The organism is Paenimyroides ceti, from assembly GCF_030409925.1.
Map to the genome: position 1 here is coordinate 1,377,700 of NZ_JAUFQU010000001.1, position 16,513 is coordinate 1,394,212.

Genomic DNA, 16,513 nt, shown 5'->3' on the forward strand with positions numbered 1-16,513 from the left:
TTATACCAATGAAATTAAAATTCATTGCGTCTGTAATTTTAGTATCTGTTTGTTATTTATATAGTTACGGACAGGTCTTAACATTAGAAGATGCGATTTATCGTACAACAAGTCAGTACGATAAAATCAAAGCAAAACAACAATTAGTTAATGCTTCGGCTCAACAAACTGCTTTTCAAAAGCAACAATATTTACCCGATTTAACCCTTTCGGCACAACAAAGTTTTGGCACCATCAATGTGTTGCATGGTCCTATGTATGCCTACGGTGGGTTGGGCTCTGCGTCAACCTCTATGCCTTTAGACGAGCAAAATTGGAATGCAACTTTCGGTTCGCTTTATTTTGCTAATATCAATTGGAATTTGTTCACTTTTGGACGAATCAAAAACCAAGTTGTGTTAGGAAGTAAAAAGGAACTGACGGCTATGGCTGATGTGCAGCAAGAAATCTTTCAACAGCAGGTAAAAGTAAGTGCTGTGTACCTTAATTTATTAGCCAGTCAACGCGTAAAATATGTACAGGAACAGAATGCAGCTCGCGCACAGGTTTTCTATGAAATGACCGATGCCAGAGCCAAAAGCGGATTGATTCCAGAAGTGGATGCGCAATTGGCCAGAGCGGAATGGTCGAATGCAAAATCATTACTAATTAAAGCATATGACAAAGAATTGTCCTGGTCTAAGCAATTAGCAGTTTTAATGAACGATGATTTTAAATCCTACGAGTTGGATAGCCTGTACAGCACAACACTTCCGGAAAAAGAATTGAGAATAGTAGATAATGATCTTTCTAATCATCCGTATTTGCAGTTGCAACAGTCAAAAATTGATGAAAGTGAACAACATATCAAAGTCTTCCAGTCAAGTAATAAACCAAATTTATCTGCCTTTGGTCTTATTCAAGGGCGTGGATCGGGGTTCAAATCTAATTATGCACAAGACCATTCAGCTTATTCGATGAGTTATATAAAAGGTGTTGGAATTGATCGTTCCAATTATTTATTAGGCTTTTCCTTGACATGGAATATGACCAATCTTTTTCGTTTTGCTACTAAAATCAAAGAGCAAAAGTTCATGACGCAATATTTGCAACATACGTTTGATGCACAAGCAAAAGAATTGAAGAATCTATTGCTACAAGCAGATGCACAACTAACAAATGCCTACGAAAATTTTGAAGAAACCAAAGTTCAGTTAGCAGCTGCCGCATTGGCTTACAAACAGCAATCGGCCTTGTATGAAAATGGACTGACCACTTTGGTTGATTTTACACAGGCATTGTACAGTTTGAACAGAGCAGAAATTGATTATGAGATTGCACAAAACAATGTGTGGCAGGCTCTACTATTAGTAGCTTCGGCTCAAGGGAATATGGAAGTATTAACGCCTTTATCTAATTAAAAAAAAATGAATTTAATAAAATTTGCACTACAAAAGCCCATAGCTATTATGGTTTTGGTGCTCGGGCTATTGTTCTTTGGAGTCAAAGCGACCAAAGATATAAAAGTAGATATTCTTCCTGAAATGGATTTACCTGTGGTATACATTGCACATTCGTTTAACGGATATACACCACAGCAAATGGAAGGCTATTTTACCAAAATGTATGTCAACATGATGCTTTTTACTAACGGAGTAAAAAATATTGAATCTAAGAATACGCAAGGACTTACCTTAATGAAGGTAACGTTTTACGAAGGAACTGAAATGGGGGAGGCGATTGCGACGATTAACGCCTTATCTAACCGTTCACAGGTATTTTTGCCTCCAGGTGCACCGCCGCCATTCATCATTCGTTTTGATGCTTCCTCACAACCTGTCGGGCAGCTGGTCTTTCGAAGTAATACAAAAACCAATAATCAATTACAGGATATTGCCAATTTTAACGCACGTCCATTTTTGATTAAGATCCCAGGATTAACAACAGCGCCCCCTTTTGGAGGAAGTCCCCGTACCATTGAGGTCAATATCGACCCCTATAAATTGCGTTCACATAATCTATCGCCCGAACAAATCGTGGAAGCCATCAGCCGTAATAACATTACGTCGCCTTCTGGAAATGTGTATATCGGTGACAAGAACTATTTAACGCCAACCAACAATACCGTAAAAGAAGTAACAGAATTGGGCGACATTCCAATTTTTAAAGGAACGGTAGAAAATGTGTATATCCGCGATGTGGCTACTATAAAAGACGGTGCTGATATCGCAACAGGTTATGCACTGATTAATGGTAAGCGTTCGGTTTATATCAATATTGCCAAAGCAGGAAATGCTTCTACGCTGGATGTGGTAAATACTTTGAAAAAAGAACTGCCTAATATCCAGAGGAATATGCCTGAAGATGTACAAATCTCGTATGAGTTTGATCAATCTGTGTACATTACCAATGCGTTGAAAAGTTTGGTTTTAGAGGGTGTTTTAGGAGCCTTATTAACAGGTTTAATGGTGTTGTTGTTCCTAAGAGATCGTCGGGCAGCACTAATCGTGATTATGACGATACCCATTTCGATTATCTCAGGTGTGTTGTTCCTAAAATTATTTGGGCAGACCATTAACATCATGTCACTTTCAGGCTTAGCGTTAGCCATCGGTATATTAGTTGATGAAAGCACTGTAACCATTGAAAATATCCACCAGCATTTCGCTATGGGCAAAACACGGGCACAAGCTATTTGGGATGCATGTAAGGAAATCGCTTTCCCGAAATTATTAATCATGCTATGTATTTTGGCAGTATTTGCACCAGCATTTATGATGACAGGGATTCCAGGTTCGCTGTTTATGCCTTTAGCGTTGTCTATTGGTTTTTCGATGATTGTTTCCTTTTTACTATCACAAACTTTTGTTCCTGTGATGGCCAACTGGATAATGGAACACCAGAAAAATCACTGTGAAAATCCTGCTCATCAAGAAGATTGGTTCTTAAAATTCAGAAACCTTTTTGTGAGCGTTTTAACGAAGTTAACCAAGCAGAAAAAGACCATTGTTAGTACAAGTTTAGTTGCTGTATTGATTGGCGCATTTGCACTCTACCAAACAACGGGTAAAGATGTGTTACCAGCATCTAACTCAACTCAGTTTCAGGTGCGTATAAAAGCGACCGAAGGTACGCGTATCGAAGTAACAGAAGTTAAGGTAAAGCAATTTTTAGAACATTTAAAAAATAATGTAGGTAAAGATAATATTGCCATCTCTTCGGTATTTATAGGTCAGCACCCATCTACTTTTGCTGTAAGTCCTGTTTATCTATACAATGCGGGACCTCACGAAGCCCTCATGCAAGTTGCTCTGAAAGAATTTAAAGGTAATTCAGACGAATTGAAAGATCAGTTACGTACATATTATAAAGAGAAAATGCCCGAACTGACTGTTTCATTTGAGCCGATTGAGTTAACAGAGAAAATCTTAAGTCAAGGAACCAATACACCCATAGAAATCCGTGTGTCGGGTATGATGAAAAAGATGAACAGTATGTACGCAAATAAATTGTTAGTAAAGCTGAAGGAGATTGATTATTTGCGCGATCAGCAAATTCCACAGTCCATGAACTATCCTGCAATGCAAATAGATATCGACCGAACAAGAGCAGCACAATTAGGCTTAGATGCACAAGATATTGCCAAATCTTTGGTAGCTGCAACAGCTTCTACGCGTTACACCAACAAAAACTTTTGGGTTGGTGGTATGATGGGAATCGCTTACGATGTACAAGTACAAACACCACAAAACATTTTAAACAGTAAAGAAGAATTGGCGAATTTACCTTTGAGTAAGAACTCGGATCGACCTGTTTTAGGTGATGTAGCTGAAATAACACCTACAAAAGAATTAGGGGAGAGTTACAATTTAGGTACCATGGGATATACTACTGTAACGGCCAATTTGTACAAAAAGGATTTGGAGCAAGCTTCAAAAGATGTGAAAGCTGCAATTGCCTCTTTGGGTGAATTGCCAAAAGGTGTAAACATAGAAGTGGCGGGTATGGACCCTGTTTTAGAAGAAACTTTATCCAGCCTGGCCGTAGGGCTACTAATAGCCGTTTTCGTTATTTTCCTGATGTTAGCTGCTACATTTCAGTCATTTCGTGTGTCTATTGTGATTTTATCAACAGTACCGTTTGTAATTGTTGGTGCTTTATTAATGTTAAACATTACAGACTCAACACTCAATCTGCAGTCATACATGGGCTTAATTATGTCTGTTGGTGTTTCTATTGCCAATGCCGTTCTGTTAATCAGCAATGCTGAAACATTGCGCAAAGTAAATCAAGATGCGGTGTTTTCAGGTGTTGAAGCCGCAAAATTACGCATCCGGCCAATTATCATGACCACATTAGCCATGATTGCGGGGATGTTGCCTATGGCGATTGGTTTTGGCGAAGGTGGCGATCAAATTGCTCCGTTAGGAAGAGCCGTTATCGGAGGGCTTTTATTTTCTACCGTTTCCGTATTGATTATTCTTCCTTTAGTATTTGGCTGGATACAGAAAAAGGCGAGCGTTATTTCTCCTTCCTTAGATCCAGAAGACGAAAACAGTATTCATTATCAACCTTCAAAATAATAGAAAAATGCAAATCAAATATATCGTTCTGCTGGCAGCTATCATGTTACTGTCGGCATGTAACACAAACGAAAAAACTGAAAATAAAGAGACCAAACCTGATATGGAAGGGATGGGAATGATGAACATGATGGAAACCATTTCCATTTCAAAATCCAATCCATTAGTTACGATAAAATTAGCAGGTGAATTAAAACCCGATGAACAGACAGAATTATTTGCAAAAGTAAATAGCTATGTTCAGCAAATTCGTGTTGATATCGGCGATCGTGTTGTTAAAGGACAAACATTAGTGGTATTAGAGGCACCAGAAATTATGTCTCAAATTGCCAATGCAAAAGCAAAAATGCAGGCACAAGAAGCGATTTATCTTTCGACTAAATCAACCTATGATCGTATGTTAAAAGCCGATAAAACCGAAGGTGCTGTAGCAAAAGATGCTATTGATCAAATCAAAGCACGTAAGCTTTCCGACGAATCGCAATTGGCTGCTGCCCGTTCGGCATACAATGAAATCAATAATATCAAAGATTATTTGGTTATCAAAGCACCTTTTAGCGGTATCATTACTAATAGAAGTATCGATTTAGGAGCTTATGTAGGTCCGATGAGTAAAACACCACTTTTGGTAATCGAAAACAATGAAAAGTTACGATTAAATCTCTCTGTTTCTGAAGCCCACACACCGTATATTAAAATTGGTGATACGATTCGTTTTTATGTGCGTTCACAGCCTGAAATGAAATATATGGCTTTAATCAGTAGAAAATCGGGAAGTTTGGATGTAAGACTACGCTCCGAAAAAATAGAGGCCGATTTTATCAATAAAAGCAATGTATTAAAACCTTATATGGTAGCCGAAACAAGTATTTCATTACAAAATACAGTGGCTACGTTTTTTGTTCCCAAGACGGCCGTTGTAGAAAGCGGTATGGGGGTTTATGTAATCCGCATCAACAATGGTAAAACACAATATGTTCCCGTAAGCAAAGGGAGGGTAATGGGAGATAAAGTAGAAGTTTTTGGTGACTTAGCAGAAGGAGAGCATATCTTAAAAATGGCATCTGAAGAAATCATGGAAGGAAAAGTGGTACCATCAAAAGATCCACAGGTCAAGAAGTAGTAAAACATGAAAATGATTCTAAAAACAGGAAGGGTAATAGCATTAGCGACATTACTTTTTACTAAACAACAGGGTCAGGTTGAACCATAATGAAGGTGATCATTTTCTTAAGATTATATTCTTAGAAGCTGAAAGCGAAGAAGCTGTCGAAAAAGACAGCTTCTTTTTTTTATCATTTTCTCCATATCCTGTTTATCTTTTAATTGAAAAAAGGGTTGAAGAATTTTTCGATTATATTGATTTGAAAACGAAATGTTTGAGATATTCTTTTGAAGAAATGAACTAATAATGCTTCATTTTCTGTTTATTTTATAAAGTATATACTGAAGAAAACAACTGTAATCAATAGCCAGACTCTAATAAGCAACAGCTACTTTTTGATGAATGTATTTTGGAGCAACAGCGTGCTTAATGATAAAGTCAGCAAGGTCCCTACGACTGATTTTACTACCGCCTTTTGGACAATGGTCCTGTAGTGTTCTGTAGCTACCTCTTTCTTTTCCATTAGTCAATCGGCTTGGTCTGATGATCGTCCAGTCAATATCTTTACTGCTTTCTAAGATACGTTCCCATTTCTGCATATCGGCATAGATGTTTTTAAATAATGGCTGAACAATGTATTTAATAATACGGCTTCGGGTTGCTGGGTCTGTTGGGTCAAATGCCCCGGCCGTCAGAGTAACAAGCCTTTTTACGCCGGTTTTCTGCATCACGGCAATAATCTGCTGCCCGCCTTTAGAGTAAATCTCTGTTGGTCTCCTTGATGTTCCGGTTCCCAATGCAGAAATTACAACGTCGCATGTACTTAACTGTTCCTTATAAGTTTCAGTATCATACACACCGCCTTTGATGATAGTCAAATGATGATGCCTGATTGAGATTGCATCGGGATTACGGGCTAAAACAAATACCGGGCAATTGTGTTCCAGTAATTTAATCAGAATTTCTTTACCAGTGCCTCCTGTCGCGCCAAATAGAAAGATGTTCATATTTTATAATTTATAGAGTAGTAGTTATTTTTGTATTCCGGTTTTCCTCATATCTGAAGTACGCCACAATAGCCAATACAGTACTTAAAATAGCAAGGATAGTTCTTGCAATATGTATCATTTCCCATCGCTGCAGTTCAAACGCAACATCATCAGGATTCATGGTCTGATTGATAAACTGCAAATTGACAGACAGATAATAACCCACAAACATCAGCAGAATAATACCATTGGAAATATTGGCATATAGCCATATTTCTTTAGATTTTTCTTTGTTTTTTCGGGCTAAAATATAAGCGTAAGCCGTAAAAAGAAGGGGTAAAATCTGCATGGGTAACATTGTAATACCCACGTGCGGTCCATTATGGCTAAACCAAACCATAAGTTCTGTTGGTGGCAATGACTTCCAAAACGGCACGAGAATAAACAAAATAGTAATACAGCCTCCTGCAAAAAGTCCTGATAAAGCTATTGTGATATTATAAAATAAGGTGTTTTTCATTTTTCCTTTTTAGTATTGATGAATGCTGTAAAATTCACAACTTTAATTTAAAAAAATAGGGATCCAGCGTGCTGTTATCAGGACATATCGTGCATTAAATTGGAGCGGTACTCTTGAGGAGAAATACCGATTGTTTTTTTAAACAACCTGCTGAAATAAGAAGGATCGCTAAAGTTAAGCTGGTACGCAATGTCGGATACAGAACCGGAAAAATCCTGTAAAAGCTTTTGAGATTGGATGATGATAAACTCCTGTGTAAACTGCTTTGCCGATTTGTTCCAGATGTTTTGTACGCAACGGTTCAGATAGTTGGGGGAAATATGCAACATGCTTGCATAGTCATTGATGCTGTAATGAGCCGAAAAATGTTTATACACCAACTCTCTGAACAAAACAGCGATATCAAATTGTCTTGAGAGTCCTTTTCTGAGTTCTGATGATTTCAGAAATTTTAACAATAAAGATTGAAAAAGATGTAATACAATTTGTTCATCACATTCCGGTGCTTCCAGTTCGCGTATGATCAACTTACAAGTCAGCTCCAAAAATTCACTTTCATTTTTTTGTAGTTGAATAATCGGAGCAGTGGTAAACAACTTAATAAAACTACCGTGATCTTTGAATTGCTGTAAGATTTTATCTTCAAATAAGATATAAAACCCTTTTACATTACGTGACTGTCGCAATAATGATGTTACTTCGCCCTGCATCACCAACAGAGCCTGATTTTCGGACACCTTTTTTATTTCATTACCTACCTGCTGCTCAAAATTTCCACTGGTAGGCAATACAATAAAATTAAAATTTGCTTTTAGCAAAGGCGTTGGGGTAAGTATATCAGGGCTGAATAGATTTTCTGCCTTGTATATCTGTATGGGAGTTTCAAAATACCGAAATGTATCCGGAAAATTCCGGATGTAGTTCTTTGTAAATTCCTTGAATGTAATATAGTTATTTTTCATTTTTTGCTATGACAATATGATGTAGGCCATTCGGTGTGAGCTTATAATTTCAGAGTTCTTTAATCATGATTCTTTTTAGAAAACGAATGAAATCAGAGGATTAGTAGAAAAATACACTATAGGCTTTTTAATTTGTTGACACCTCAAATATTTGTATATTTACGCGTTCTTTTATAATTGTAACCCTCCTGAATAAAGGAATAATTTAAAGGGTTGAGCAATCAAATACATTAAACTCAGTAAGTAATATTAATAAGTAAAAAATATACTGTATTTTTAAAACAGAAGATAAACATAATGATTCTCCTCATGTTGCTTGATGTGAGATTCTGATAACAATAAAAAAGATCTTGATTTGGATAAAATCGTGATTACCTTAAATTATAATTACCAACAAAGCTATATTAAAAAATATTATATCCCAAATAATGAAAGAAAACTACAATTCTCACCATTCAGAAAACACTCCTCAAAACGAAACGAGTCGATACAATACAATATATAATCAACAGCCTCAGACCGTTTTTTTCAGCCAGAATGAAACGAAAAGCAACGGAATGGGTATAGCAGGTTTTATTCTGTCATTGATAGCAATTTTTGTAGGATGGATTCCTTTTATTGGCTGGCTGGTGTGGTTACTGGGATTAATCTTTTCGTTTGTAGGTATTTTTAAAGCACCTAAAGGGTTCGCCATTGCAGGATTGGTAATCTCATTAATAGGAATCATACTATTGATTTTTGTATTCGGTGCAATTTTAGCAATTGCCAGTTTAAGTGCATAAAGGTTTTGTAAAGATTCAGGAAGGATGTGTATATTTGATTATAACGCTTAATCAATGAAAAAACAATTTACCTTTTTTAGTCTTCTTTTTACGGTAACAGCTTTTACACAGAACCGTAAGGCAGACGATTTTTCACATATAGTACCAAAAGGATATGTGATTTTCGACAAAGTATATGGTGATCTGAATAAAGACGGACGCGATGATTGTGTGCTTATCATCAAAGATACAGACAAATCAAAAGTGGTCATCAATTCTTATAATCAATTAGTAGATCGCAACAGAAGAGGAATCATCGTATTGTTTTCTGATCCAAAATATACTTATACTTCTGTTGTTAGAAATTATTCCTGTTTCTCATCAGAAAACGAAGAGGGTGGAGTATATTTTCCACCTGATATGTCCGTAGAAATACAAAAAGGAAATTTATACATACATTATGGATATGGAAGATATGGATATTGGCGGTATACTTTCCGGTTTCAAAAATCAGATTTTGAGCTTATCGGATATGATGAAAGCAATAATTATGGCCCCATAATTGACAGTCAAATCAGCATCAATTTTCTGACAAAAAAGAAACTGCTAAAAGAAAACACTAACGGAAGTCCCGATCAGGAATCGGGTGAGGAAATCTTTAAAGAAAGCTGGCTGCCGGTTAAAACCGATAAACTTCTAAAATTATCCGATATAAAAGATTTTGATACCCTTGAGATGCCGTAAAAAGAAGTGATATTTTTTTGAATGCGATAAAGGAAATTTTACTGAAAAGCATAAATTTACATCAAAAAAATATGGCTTCAGGAATTTTTGCAATTTTAGATGATATAGCAGCGCTGATGGATGATGTCGCAGTTGCAGGTAAAGTTGCAACCAAAAAAACAGCAGCAATTTTAGGGGATGATTTGGCTGTAAATGCTGAAAAAGCAACTGGTTTTCTTTCTTCCAGAGAATTGCCGGTTTTATGGAAAATAACCAAAGGTTCATTGCTGAATAAGTTAATTATTATTCCAATCGCTTTTTTATTGAATTTTTTTCTTCCAGTAGCTATTAAAATTGTTTTAGTAATAGGTGGCTTTTATCTGGCGTATGAAGGAATGGAAAAAATTATTGAATTTTTATTTCATAAACAAAAAAAAGGAACAGAAGTCATTGAAAAGAATACACTTGATGATCAGCAAGCCGAAAAACTAAAAGTACGTTCTGCAATTTCAACTGATTTTATTCTTTCAATTGAAATTGTCATTCTCGCATTAGGATCTGTTTTGACAGCGCCTCTTGAAGTACAGATACTCACGGTTTGTGTAGTAGCTATTCTGGCAACAATTGGCGTATATGGTATTGTCGCTTTGATCGTAAGAATGGATGATGCCGGATATCATTTAATAAAAAAGTCTCATGAGAAAGGTTTTTTTAATTCGGTGGGGCGTACACTTGTTAAATCGTTGCCAATAGTAATTAAAATTTTAGGGATTGTAGGAACCATTGCACTAATATTAGTCTCAGGTGGAATTTTCTCCCACAATATTCCTTTTCTTCATGATTTTCTGACCTCATGGCCTTCTGTAATCAGAGAAAGTCTTTTTGGCATTATAGCAGGTACGCTGGTGGTAGCCGTAGTTACTTTGGTAAAAAAGATAGTGGTAAAGTTCAAAACAAAATAGAATAAAGAGGGTCAAATGATCCTCTTTATATTTTATCAAATCTGCTAAAAAGTATTTTGTAGAATGCTGAGAAAAATAAATTACAGAAAAGTGTAACATTATCATGTGATATGTATCTAAAAGAAAAATATTCATTTAAAAAATCTGAAAATGAAAAAAGCGCTCTTTTGGTTAAGCATAGCTTATTTAATGTTCCAAAGTGCTCCTGTATGGGCACAAACAATAGATGTTCCTTTTGAAATTAAAAAAACAGGCACCGGAAATCAATCTCTTATCTTTATTCCGGGGTTTGCCAGTTCCGGTGACGTATGGAAAGCAACAACAGCTCATTTTGAGACTGAATTTACATGTTATACTTTCACGATGGCTGGTTTTGCGGGTATAAAACCGCAGAAAGATCCTTCTTTTGAAAAATTAAAAAACTACCTTTTGATTTAATTTTTATTATTAGAATATATTCATGTGATGATGATGGTTGTAAAGAAAGTAAGTTTGAAAAACTGATGTAAGACCTCTGACGTTGCATTTTTTTAATATATTTACGAATATGTTAACTTATAAAACCGTTGTTAATCATGATTTTATTTCGTTTTTTAATTCTAAGCTTTTTTTTATGTTATTCGGTATCTGTATTGTCCCAAACAAATTACAATAAAGATTCTCTTTCAGGATATATAAAATATCATAGCATAGCTGAGCAGAGTCCTTTTTCAGAAAAGTTAATTAATATCAATTCTTTTTTAGATTTTAATTATAAAGAAAGTTTTTTTATAAAGAATAAGCTTGGCATGGATTCTATCGCAGATCTAGGCGGCACAAAGTACGATGACAAAAGTGTTCTTATGACTTCTCCAACTCATGATGAAACAGGATATATTACCTATAGAAATTTTGAAACAAAGGAAGTGTCATTTAATTATCAAAAAGTTGGTCCCTTACCTGCGTATAAAGTGATTGATGATTGGATTGAAATGGAATGGAACATATTAGAGGATACTAAAATAATTGCAGGTAAATTAGCTAAGAAGGCTACAACTACATTTAGAGGTACTGATTTTATTGTTTGGTTTACTAACGATATACCACTTCCTTACGGGCCTTTAAAACTTTTTGGATTGCCAGGAGTAATTTTAGAAGTTTGGTTTGATAATAAGCAACAGATAATTGCATACGAAGTATGTTACCCTTGTGAAAATATTAATAAGATTGTTCCTCCGCCTGAAACGCTTACTAAAACAATCCAAGAACACGTACATATTCGAGATAATTTCGAATATTATTTATTTTTAGAAATGAATAAAAATAGCAAGGGAATGATTATGTTGAAAGAAATGCCTACTGAAAAAGGTGTTTTAGAAAAAAGAAAGCAAAACTTAGAAAAAATATATGAGTGGGAAAATAAAAAAACTAAACGCTTGGTTAAGTCTTCAGAATTGAGAAAAATGGTTTCTCCGAAAAGAAATATTAATGAGAGTGGTGATGTTAAAGTAAATAGTTTTCCTTCTCAGATAACCCCAAGTAATTATATCAATCAATAAAATATGGTTTACAACCGAATCAATATCCTTGTAAAAACAATTTTCTAGGTAATCATCTAATCCCGAAATATATATAGTTTATAAAATGATAAAACTATTATCAATGCTTACTATTGGAACGATCATATTAGTTGGAAATCCAATTAAAGAATTAAAAGCTAATGAGCCTCCTACACAACAACAAGCCCAAAAACTTAATCAATCGAAAGAAAGTTTTGATGTTTATTTAAATTCAGAAAATAAAATTGAATATAGAAAATATGACTTCAGAAGAATAAAAGGAACAGAATTACCTTTTAAAATTATTCCCAATAAAGAAGATAAATATTCATTTGAAGGCATACAGACCAACCTCAAAATCAAAGATGGTTGGCTTGTTGGCTATGATTATGGTGAATTCCGAGGTAATTTGTTTTGGTTTAACGAAGATGGTACTAAATACGAAAAAATTACAACAGGAAATATTAAGAATATTTTTGAGATCAATGGCAAAATATTCATCACAGAAGGCTTAGCGCATTTATCTATGTCAAGCGGTCAAATATTTCAAATTGAGAAAAAAAATGATAACTGGATTGTTGAAAAGAAAGTTGAATTACCTGCAGCGCCATATGCTACTACGTTGACTAAAGACAAGGAGTTTTTAATAGTAACTTCACACGGACTAATAAAAGTTAATCAAGACTTTGAAATAGAAACTCTTATTAAAGAGGGGTTTTGGAAGGTGTATTTATACCCTAATTCCATTCAAATTACTGGAGAAGATATATACATAGGAATGCGTGGAGGAATATTAAAAACTGAATTAAATAATCTCACAAATCAAATTTGGTTAATAAAGTAATTACTGTTTGTAACGAATTGATTTTTTTAAACTATTACCGACATCATTGATGTTTATTTACGATCACTTTTATATAATTTAAAATAATGAAATACACATACTTGACTTTATTGATTTTAGTGTCAGCATTTTTATTTACTTCCTGTAACATTTCTGATGATAATCATCCTGTATATGAGATTGAGAAGTCTAAAGCTCAAATTCACGAATACAATACACATCATAATATAGCAACTGCTATAGTCACTGTTAAAACCAAAGGTAAGGTCTTTACAAGTGGATATGTGGTGTTTCATTATAATCAAAAGGATACCGTAAGAACCGAATCTTTACTCTTTGGATATAGTGAAAAAAATGATATTACAATAGCCGAATTTAGAGGTTCATGGTACGTTCCAAAGGAATATACAGAAGCATATTATACAGTAGATTTTGTAAAAAACTCTCGATAGGTTATAATAGAGATTAGAGAGTAAGACAACAAAGATTTAATAAATTTCAAAGTAAAAAAACACTAGCTTAATATAAGATGAGTTTAAATGGTAAACTTCCCCATTTTTAAGACAGATTAAAAGTATTAACTTTAAAAAAATGTTCTGTCATGAAAAAATCGAAATTTAGTGAAACTCAGATTGTAAAGATTTTACAAGAGTATGATTTAGGTAAATCTACTCAGATTATTTGTCGCGAATATGGAATCGCTGCACCTACTTTTTACTCTTGGAAGAAAAAATATTCAGGAATGAGTTCGTCTTAACTCAAAGAACTAAAATCGTTACAAGAGGAAAATGCTTATTATTCGATACCTGCCGAAAAACTCATCGAAAGGCTAAAAGATTTGATTAGAGAAAGAGGGCTTCCTAAAACTATACGTACAGATAATGGACCGGAATTTATTTCAAAATCATTCAGAATATTTTGTGAACAAAATAAAATAACTTTAAAATTTATTCAACCTGGTAAACCAGCTCAAAATGCTTATATAGAAAGATTTAACAGGACTTTTAGAGAAGATGTTTTAGATGCTTATTTATTTGAAGATCTATTAGAAGTAAATGCTTTGGCTTTTAATTGGCAAGTAAATTATAATCAAAATCACCCTCACAAAGCTTTAAAAGGAATGAGTCCTTGGATATATGAAAATCAAATAATGAAAATAATTAATAACTAATTTTTTATATTTTTAACTTGTCCGAAAAAGGGGAAGCCTACAAAAAGGGGAAGCCTACACTACCTGTTTGGGAGCTTATATAACTGTAATGGCAATGTTGGTATTTATCTTTTCTTACAATAAACTATTAGTAAATTACAAAGATCTCAGCACTACGGATACTAATAAAATGTATCTTGAAAAATTAAAGGTTATTAAAGAAAAGGAACATCGCATTCAAACCCGAAGCTTGACATTATATTTTGTGATGCTGTCAACCGGAATAGTACTTTATCTTTATGAGTATCTTTTAAAGATGCCTTTAATTCTGGCCATTATATTTTCTGTTTTTACCTTATTGTGGATCGCTTTTTCGTGGTTCTATCTGCGACCAAAACAAATTCGACTACAGCAGAAAAAAACAGATCATCTCATTCAAAAACTGGAACAACTAAACATGCAATTCAGACATAAAGAATAAAAATAAGTACTCAATTTGCAAAATACAGAATAAAAAAATTAACTTTGCAGTAATAAACTTAATAATACCTCCATGTAAAAAGCATTTTTTTTCGGACGATAAAAACAGGTTTCTTTTAAGAAGCATGCCTGTATATTAATACCTTAAAAAAAGAATGCATGTTACATTTACAAAACATCAGTTATACACATCCTGATAAAAATCGACTGTTTACCAACATCAGTCTCACTCTTAATAAAAATCGAAAAGTTGCTTTAATTGGAAACAATGGCGCAGGGAAGTCCACTCTTTTAAAAATAATAGCTGGTACGTTAGAAATTGCTGAAGGTGTGAGAAAAATTCATACCGATCCTTATTATGTTCCACAGGTATTTGGCCAATTCAATGAGCTTACTGTTGCCGAAGCATTGCATATTGACAAAAAGCTTAAATCATTACATGAAATTCTCAATGGAAATGTAACTGAAGAATACCTAACCATTCTCAATGATGACTGGACATTGGAAGACCGCTGTCGTGAAGCATTGGAATACTGGAAACTGCAGGATATTGAGTTACAGCAAAAAATGGAGACCTTAAGCGGAGGCCAAAAAAATAAAGTTTTCTTGGCAGGAATGATGATTCATGAACCGGAGCTGGCTTTATTAGACGAACCGAGTAACCATTTGGATACTGAGGGGAGAGCGTTACTGTATGAATTTATCAGCACAACTAGAATTAGTTTGCTCATTGTAAGTCATGATCGGATTTTACTCAATATGTTAGAAGAAATATGGGAATTGACAAAAAACGGAATTCAAATATACGGAGGCAATTATGATTTCTATACTGAACAGAAAGAAATAGAACGAATAGCATTGGATTCAGAAGTAAAAAGTAAAGAAAAAGCATTAAAAAAAGCGCAGGAGAAAGAGAGGGAAACGCTTGAGCGACAAAACAAATTAGACGCAAGGGGCAAAAAAAAGCAGGAAAAAGCAGGTTTGCCTACTATTTCTATGAATACACTAAAGAATAATGCAGAAAAAAGCACTGCAAAAGTAAAAAGAGTGCATGGTGAGAAAATAGGGGGTATTTCTCTGGAACTCCAGAAATTGCGCAAAGAACTTCCGGATCTTGCACACATGAAGTTTGGTTTTACTTCTCCTGTTTTACATAAAGGTAAAATCCTGGTAGAAACAAAGGATCTTCAATTCAAATATAACGAACACATTGTATTTAAAACTCCTCTTAATCTTATATTGCTCAGTGGAGAACGCATTGCATTGAAAGGAAAAAATGGTTCAGGTAAAACGACTCTGATACATCTTATTTTAGGAAAGCAAAAAGACTTCTCAGGTGTAGTATTGCGAAATGAGTTTTCATCTGCTTATATCGATCAGGAATACTCTTTAATTGATCCTTCTAAAACGGTTTATGAACAGGCTCAGGAATTTAATACAGGAGCTCTTCAGGAACATGAAATAAAAATCAGGCTCAACCGTTTTTTATTTCATAGTCAATACTGGGACAAATGCTGTTTCAATTTGAGCGGAGGAGAGAAAATGCGGTTAATGTTATGCTGTCTGACCATAGCCACTCAAACTCCTGATGTGATAATTTTAGATGAACCGACAAATAATCTGGATATTCAGAGTATAGAAATTCTGACAAGAGCTGTAAATGAATACAAAGGAACATTGGTTGTTGTATCGCATGATACGCATTTTCTTGATGAAATAGATATTGAAAGAAACATCGAACTCTAAACATTTAAAAAAGTCAAAGGGAAACTAAAATGTTTCCCTTTGATTATACTGACTTTTCCATCAGGTAGTGATGTCAGTTCTTTTTATAGGCACTATCATTAAATACAAATTTTATACCAAAATTAATGTGTGAATTAACTTTTTGATAGTGAGTATATTACTTTGTTTTGT

General features: G+C 34.4%; 16 protein-coding genes and 1 pseudogene. 14 read left to right on the forward strand and 3 right to left on the reverse strand.

Annotation, left to right across the window (positions count from 1 at the left end; genetic code table 11):
- Positions 1-8: 8 nt before the first annotated feature.
- The 4 genes from QW060_RS06615 (at position 9) to QW060_RS06630 (ending at position 5,971) form a co-directional block, all read left to right on the forward strand.
- Positions 9-1,400, forward strand: a complete 1,392-nt coding sequence (locus QW060_RS06615) for a TolC family protein (RefSeq protein ID WP_290362856.1) — start codon at positions 9-11, stop codon at positions 1,398-1,400.
- Between the two features lie 6 nt (positions 1,401-1,406).
- Complete coding sequence (locus tag QW060_RS06620) at positions 1,407-4,562, forward strand: efflux RND transporter permease subunit (protein ID WP_290362857.1); 3,156 nt, start codon at positions 1,407-1,409, stop codon at positions 4,560-4,562.
- Positions 4,563-4,569: 7 nt separating this feature from the next.
- Positions 4,570-5,685 (forward strand): efflux RND transporter periplasmic adaptor subunit, encoded by a 1,116-nt coding sequence (locus QW060_RS06625; RefSeq protein WP_290362858.1) that lies wholly within the window; start codon positions 4,570-4,572, stop codon positions 5,683-5,685.
- Between the two features lie 79 nt (positions 5,686-5,764).
- On the forward strand, positions 5,765-5,971 hold the full coding sequence (locus tag QW060_RS06630) for a hypothetical protein (RefSeq protein WP_290362859.1): 207 nt from the start codon (positions 5,765-5,767) through the stop codon (positions 5,969-5,971).
- A 70-nt stretch (positions 5,972-6,041) separates the two neighbouring features.
- Here QW060_RS06630 and QW060_RS06635 read toward each other — a convergent pair whose 3' ends face one another.
- From QW060_RS06635 to QW060_RS06645, 3 genes are all read right to left on the reverse strand, one after another.
- Positions 6,042-6,674: an NAD(P)-dependent oxidoreductase gene (locus QW060_RS06635; protein ID WP_290362860.1), complete on the reverse strand. Its 633-nt coding sequence runs from the start codon at positions 6,672-6,674 to the stop codon at positions 6,042-6,044.
- Positions 6,675-6,684: 10 nt separating this feature from the next.
- Positions 6,685-7,176: a DUF1772 domain-containing protein gene (locus tag QW060_RS06640; RefSeq protein WP_290362861.1), complete on the reverse strand. Its 492-nt coding sequence runs from the start codon at positions 7,174-7,176 to the stop codon at positions 6,685-6,687.
- A gap of 77 nt (positions 7,177-7,253) precedes the next feature.
- On the reverse strand, positions 7,254-8,138 hold the full coding sequence (locus QW060_RS06645) for a helix-turn-helix domain-containing protein (RefSeq protein ID WP_290362862.1): 885 nt from the start codon (positions 8,136-8,138) through the stop codon (positions 7,254-7,256).
- A 428-nt stretch (positions 8,139-8,566) separates the two neighbouring features.
- On the opposite strand from QW060_RS06645, the gene QW060_RS06650 reads away from it, so the two are divergent.
- From QW060_RS06650 to QW060_RS06695, 10 genes and pseudogenes are all read left to right on the forward strand, one after another.
- Positions 8,567-8,920 (forward strand): hypothetical protein, encoded by a 354-nt coding sequence (locus tag QW060_RS06650; RefSeq protein ID WP_290362863.1) that lies wholly within the window; start codon positions 8,567-8,569, stop codon positions 8,918-8,920.
- Positions 8,921-8,974: 54 nt separating this feature from the next.
- The gene (locus QW060_RS06655; RefSeq protein ID WP_290362864.1) at positions 8,975-9,643 is read left to right on the forward strand and encodes a hypothetical protein; all 669 of its coding nucleotides are present in this window, start codon (positions 8,975-8,977) and stop codon (positions 9,641-9,643) included.
- 71 nt (positions 9,644-9,714) lie between these two features.
- Positions 9,715-10,584: a DUF808 domain-containing protein gene (locus tag QW060_RS06660; RefSeq protein ID WP_290362865.1), complete on the forward strand. Its 870-nt coding sequence runs from the start codon at positions 9,715-9,717 to the stop codon at positions 10,582-10,584.
- A gap of 150 nt (positions 10,585-10,734) precedes the next feature.
- Positions 10,735-11,022 carry an alpha/beta fold hydrolase gene (locus QW060_RS06665; protein WP_290362866.1) on the forward strand — a complete coding sequence of 96 codons (288 nt, stop codon included), beginning with the start codon at positions 10,735-10,737 and terminating at the stop codon, positions 11,020-11,022.
- 137 nt (positions 11,023-11,159) lie between these two features.
- Complete coding sequence (locus tag QW060_RS06670) at positions 11,160-12,122, forward strand: GLPGLI family protein (RefSeq protein WP_290364710.1); 963 nt, start codon at positions 11,160-11,162, stop codon at positions 12,120-12,122.
- Positions 12,123-12,225: 103 nt separating this feature from the next.
- Positions 12,226-12,966, forward strand: coding sequence for a hypothetical protein (locus QW060_RS06675; RefSeq protein WP_290362867.1), 741 nt, complete (start codon positions 12,226-12,228; stop codon positions 12,964-12,966).
- An 86-nt stretch (positions 12,967-13,052) separates the two neighbouring features.
- Complete coding sequence (locus tag QW060_RS06680; protein WP_290362868.1) at positions 13,053-13,418, forward strand: hypothetical protein; 366 nt, start codon at positions 13,053-13,055, stop codon at positions 13,416-13,418.
- 149 nt (positions 13,419-13,567) lie between these two features.
- Positions 13,568-14,137 (forward strand): annotated as a pseudogene (locus tag QW060_RS06685) (integrase core domain-containing protein).
- 67 nt (positions 14,138-14,204) lie between these two features.
- Positions 14,205-14,597, forward strand: a complete 393-nt coding sequence (locus QW060_RS06690; RefSeq protein WP_290362869.1) for a hypothetical protein — start codon at positions 14,205-14,207, stop codon at positions 14,595-14,597.
- Positions 14,598-14,755: 158 nt separating this feature from the next.
- Positions 14,756-16,342: an ABC-F family ATP-binding cassette domain-containing protein gene (locus QW060_RS06695; protein ID WP_290362870.1), complete on the forward strand. Its 1,587-nt coding sequence runs from the start codon at positions 14,756-14,758 to the stop codon at positions 16,340-16,342.
- The last annotated feature ends 171 nt before the right edge of the window (positions 16,343-16,513 follow it).

What these genes read in the sequence shown, in the direction of transcription:
- QW060_RS06650 (WP_290362863.1), top strand. Translation starts at nt 8,567, where the DNA reads ATGAAAGAAAACTACAATTCTCACCATTCAGAAAACACTCCTCAAAAC.
- QW060_RS06695 (WP_290362870.1), top strand. Translation starts at nt 14,756, where the DNA reads ATGTTACATTTACAAAACATCAGTTATACACATCCTGATAAAAATCGA.
- QW060_RS06680 (WP_290362868.1), top strand. Translation starts at nt 13,053, where the DNA reads ATGAAATACACATACTTGACTTTATTGATTTTAGTGTCAGCATTTTTA.
- QW060_RS06615 (WP_290362856.1), top strand. Translation starts at nt 9, where the DNA reads ATGAAATTAAAATTCATTGCGTCTGTAATTTTAGTATCTGTTTGTTAT.
- QW060_RS06665 (WP_290362866.1), top strand. Translation starts at nt 10,735, where the DNA reads ATGAAAAAAGCGCTCTTTTGGTTAAGCATAGCTTATTTAATGTTCCAA.
- QW060_RS06625 (WP_290362858.1), top strand. Translation starts at nt 4,570, where the DNA reads ATGCAAATCAAATATATCGTTCTGCTGGCAGCTATCATGTTACTGTCG.
- QW060_RS06670 (WP_290364710.1), top strand. Translation starts at nt 11,160, where the DNA reads ATGATTTTATTTCGTTTTTTAATTCTAAGCTTTTTTTTATGTTATTCG.
- QW060_RS06660 (WP_290362865.1), top strand. Translation starts at nt 9,715, where the DNA reads ATGGCTTCAGGAATTTTTGCAATTTTAGATGATATAGCAGCGCTGATG.
- QW060_RS06645 (WP_290362862.1), bottom strand. Translation starts at nt 8,138, where the DNA reads ATGAAAAATAACTATATTACATTCAAGGAATTTACAAAGAACTACATC.
- QW060_RS06655 (WP_290362864.1), top strand. Translation starts at nt 8,975, where the DNA reads ATGAAAAAACAATTTACCTTTTTTAGTCTTCTTTTTACGGTAACAGCT.
- QW060_RS06675 (WP_290362867.1), top strand. Translation starts at nt 12,226, where the DNA reads ATGCTTACTATTGGAACGATCATATTAGTTGGAAATCCAATTAAAGAA.
- QW060_RS06640 (WP_290362861.1), bottom strand. Translation starts at nt 7,176, where the DNA reads ATGAAAAACACCTTATTTTATAATATCACAATAGCTTTATCAGGACTT.
- QW060_RS06620 (WP_290362857.1), top strand. Translation starts at nt 1,407, where the DNA reads ATGAATTTAATAAAATTTGCACTACAAAAGCCCATAGCTATTATGGTT.
- QW060_RS06635 (WP_290362860.1), bottom strand. Translation starts at nt 6,674, where the DNA reads ATGAACATCTTTCTATTTGGCGCGACAGGAGGCACTGGTAAAGAAATT.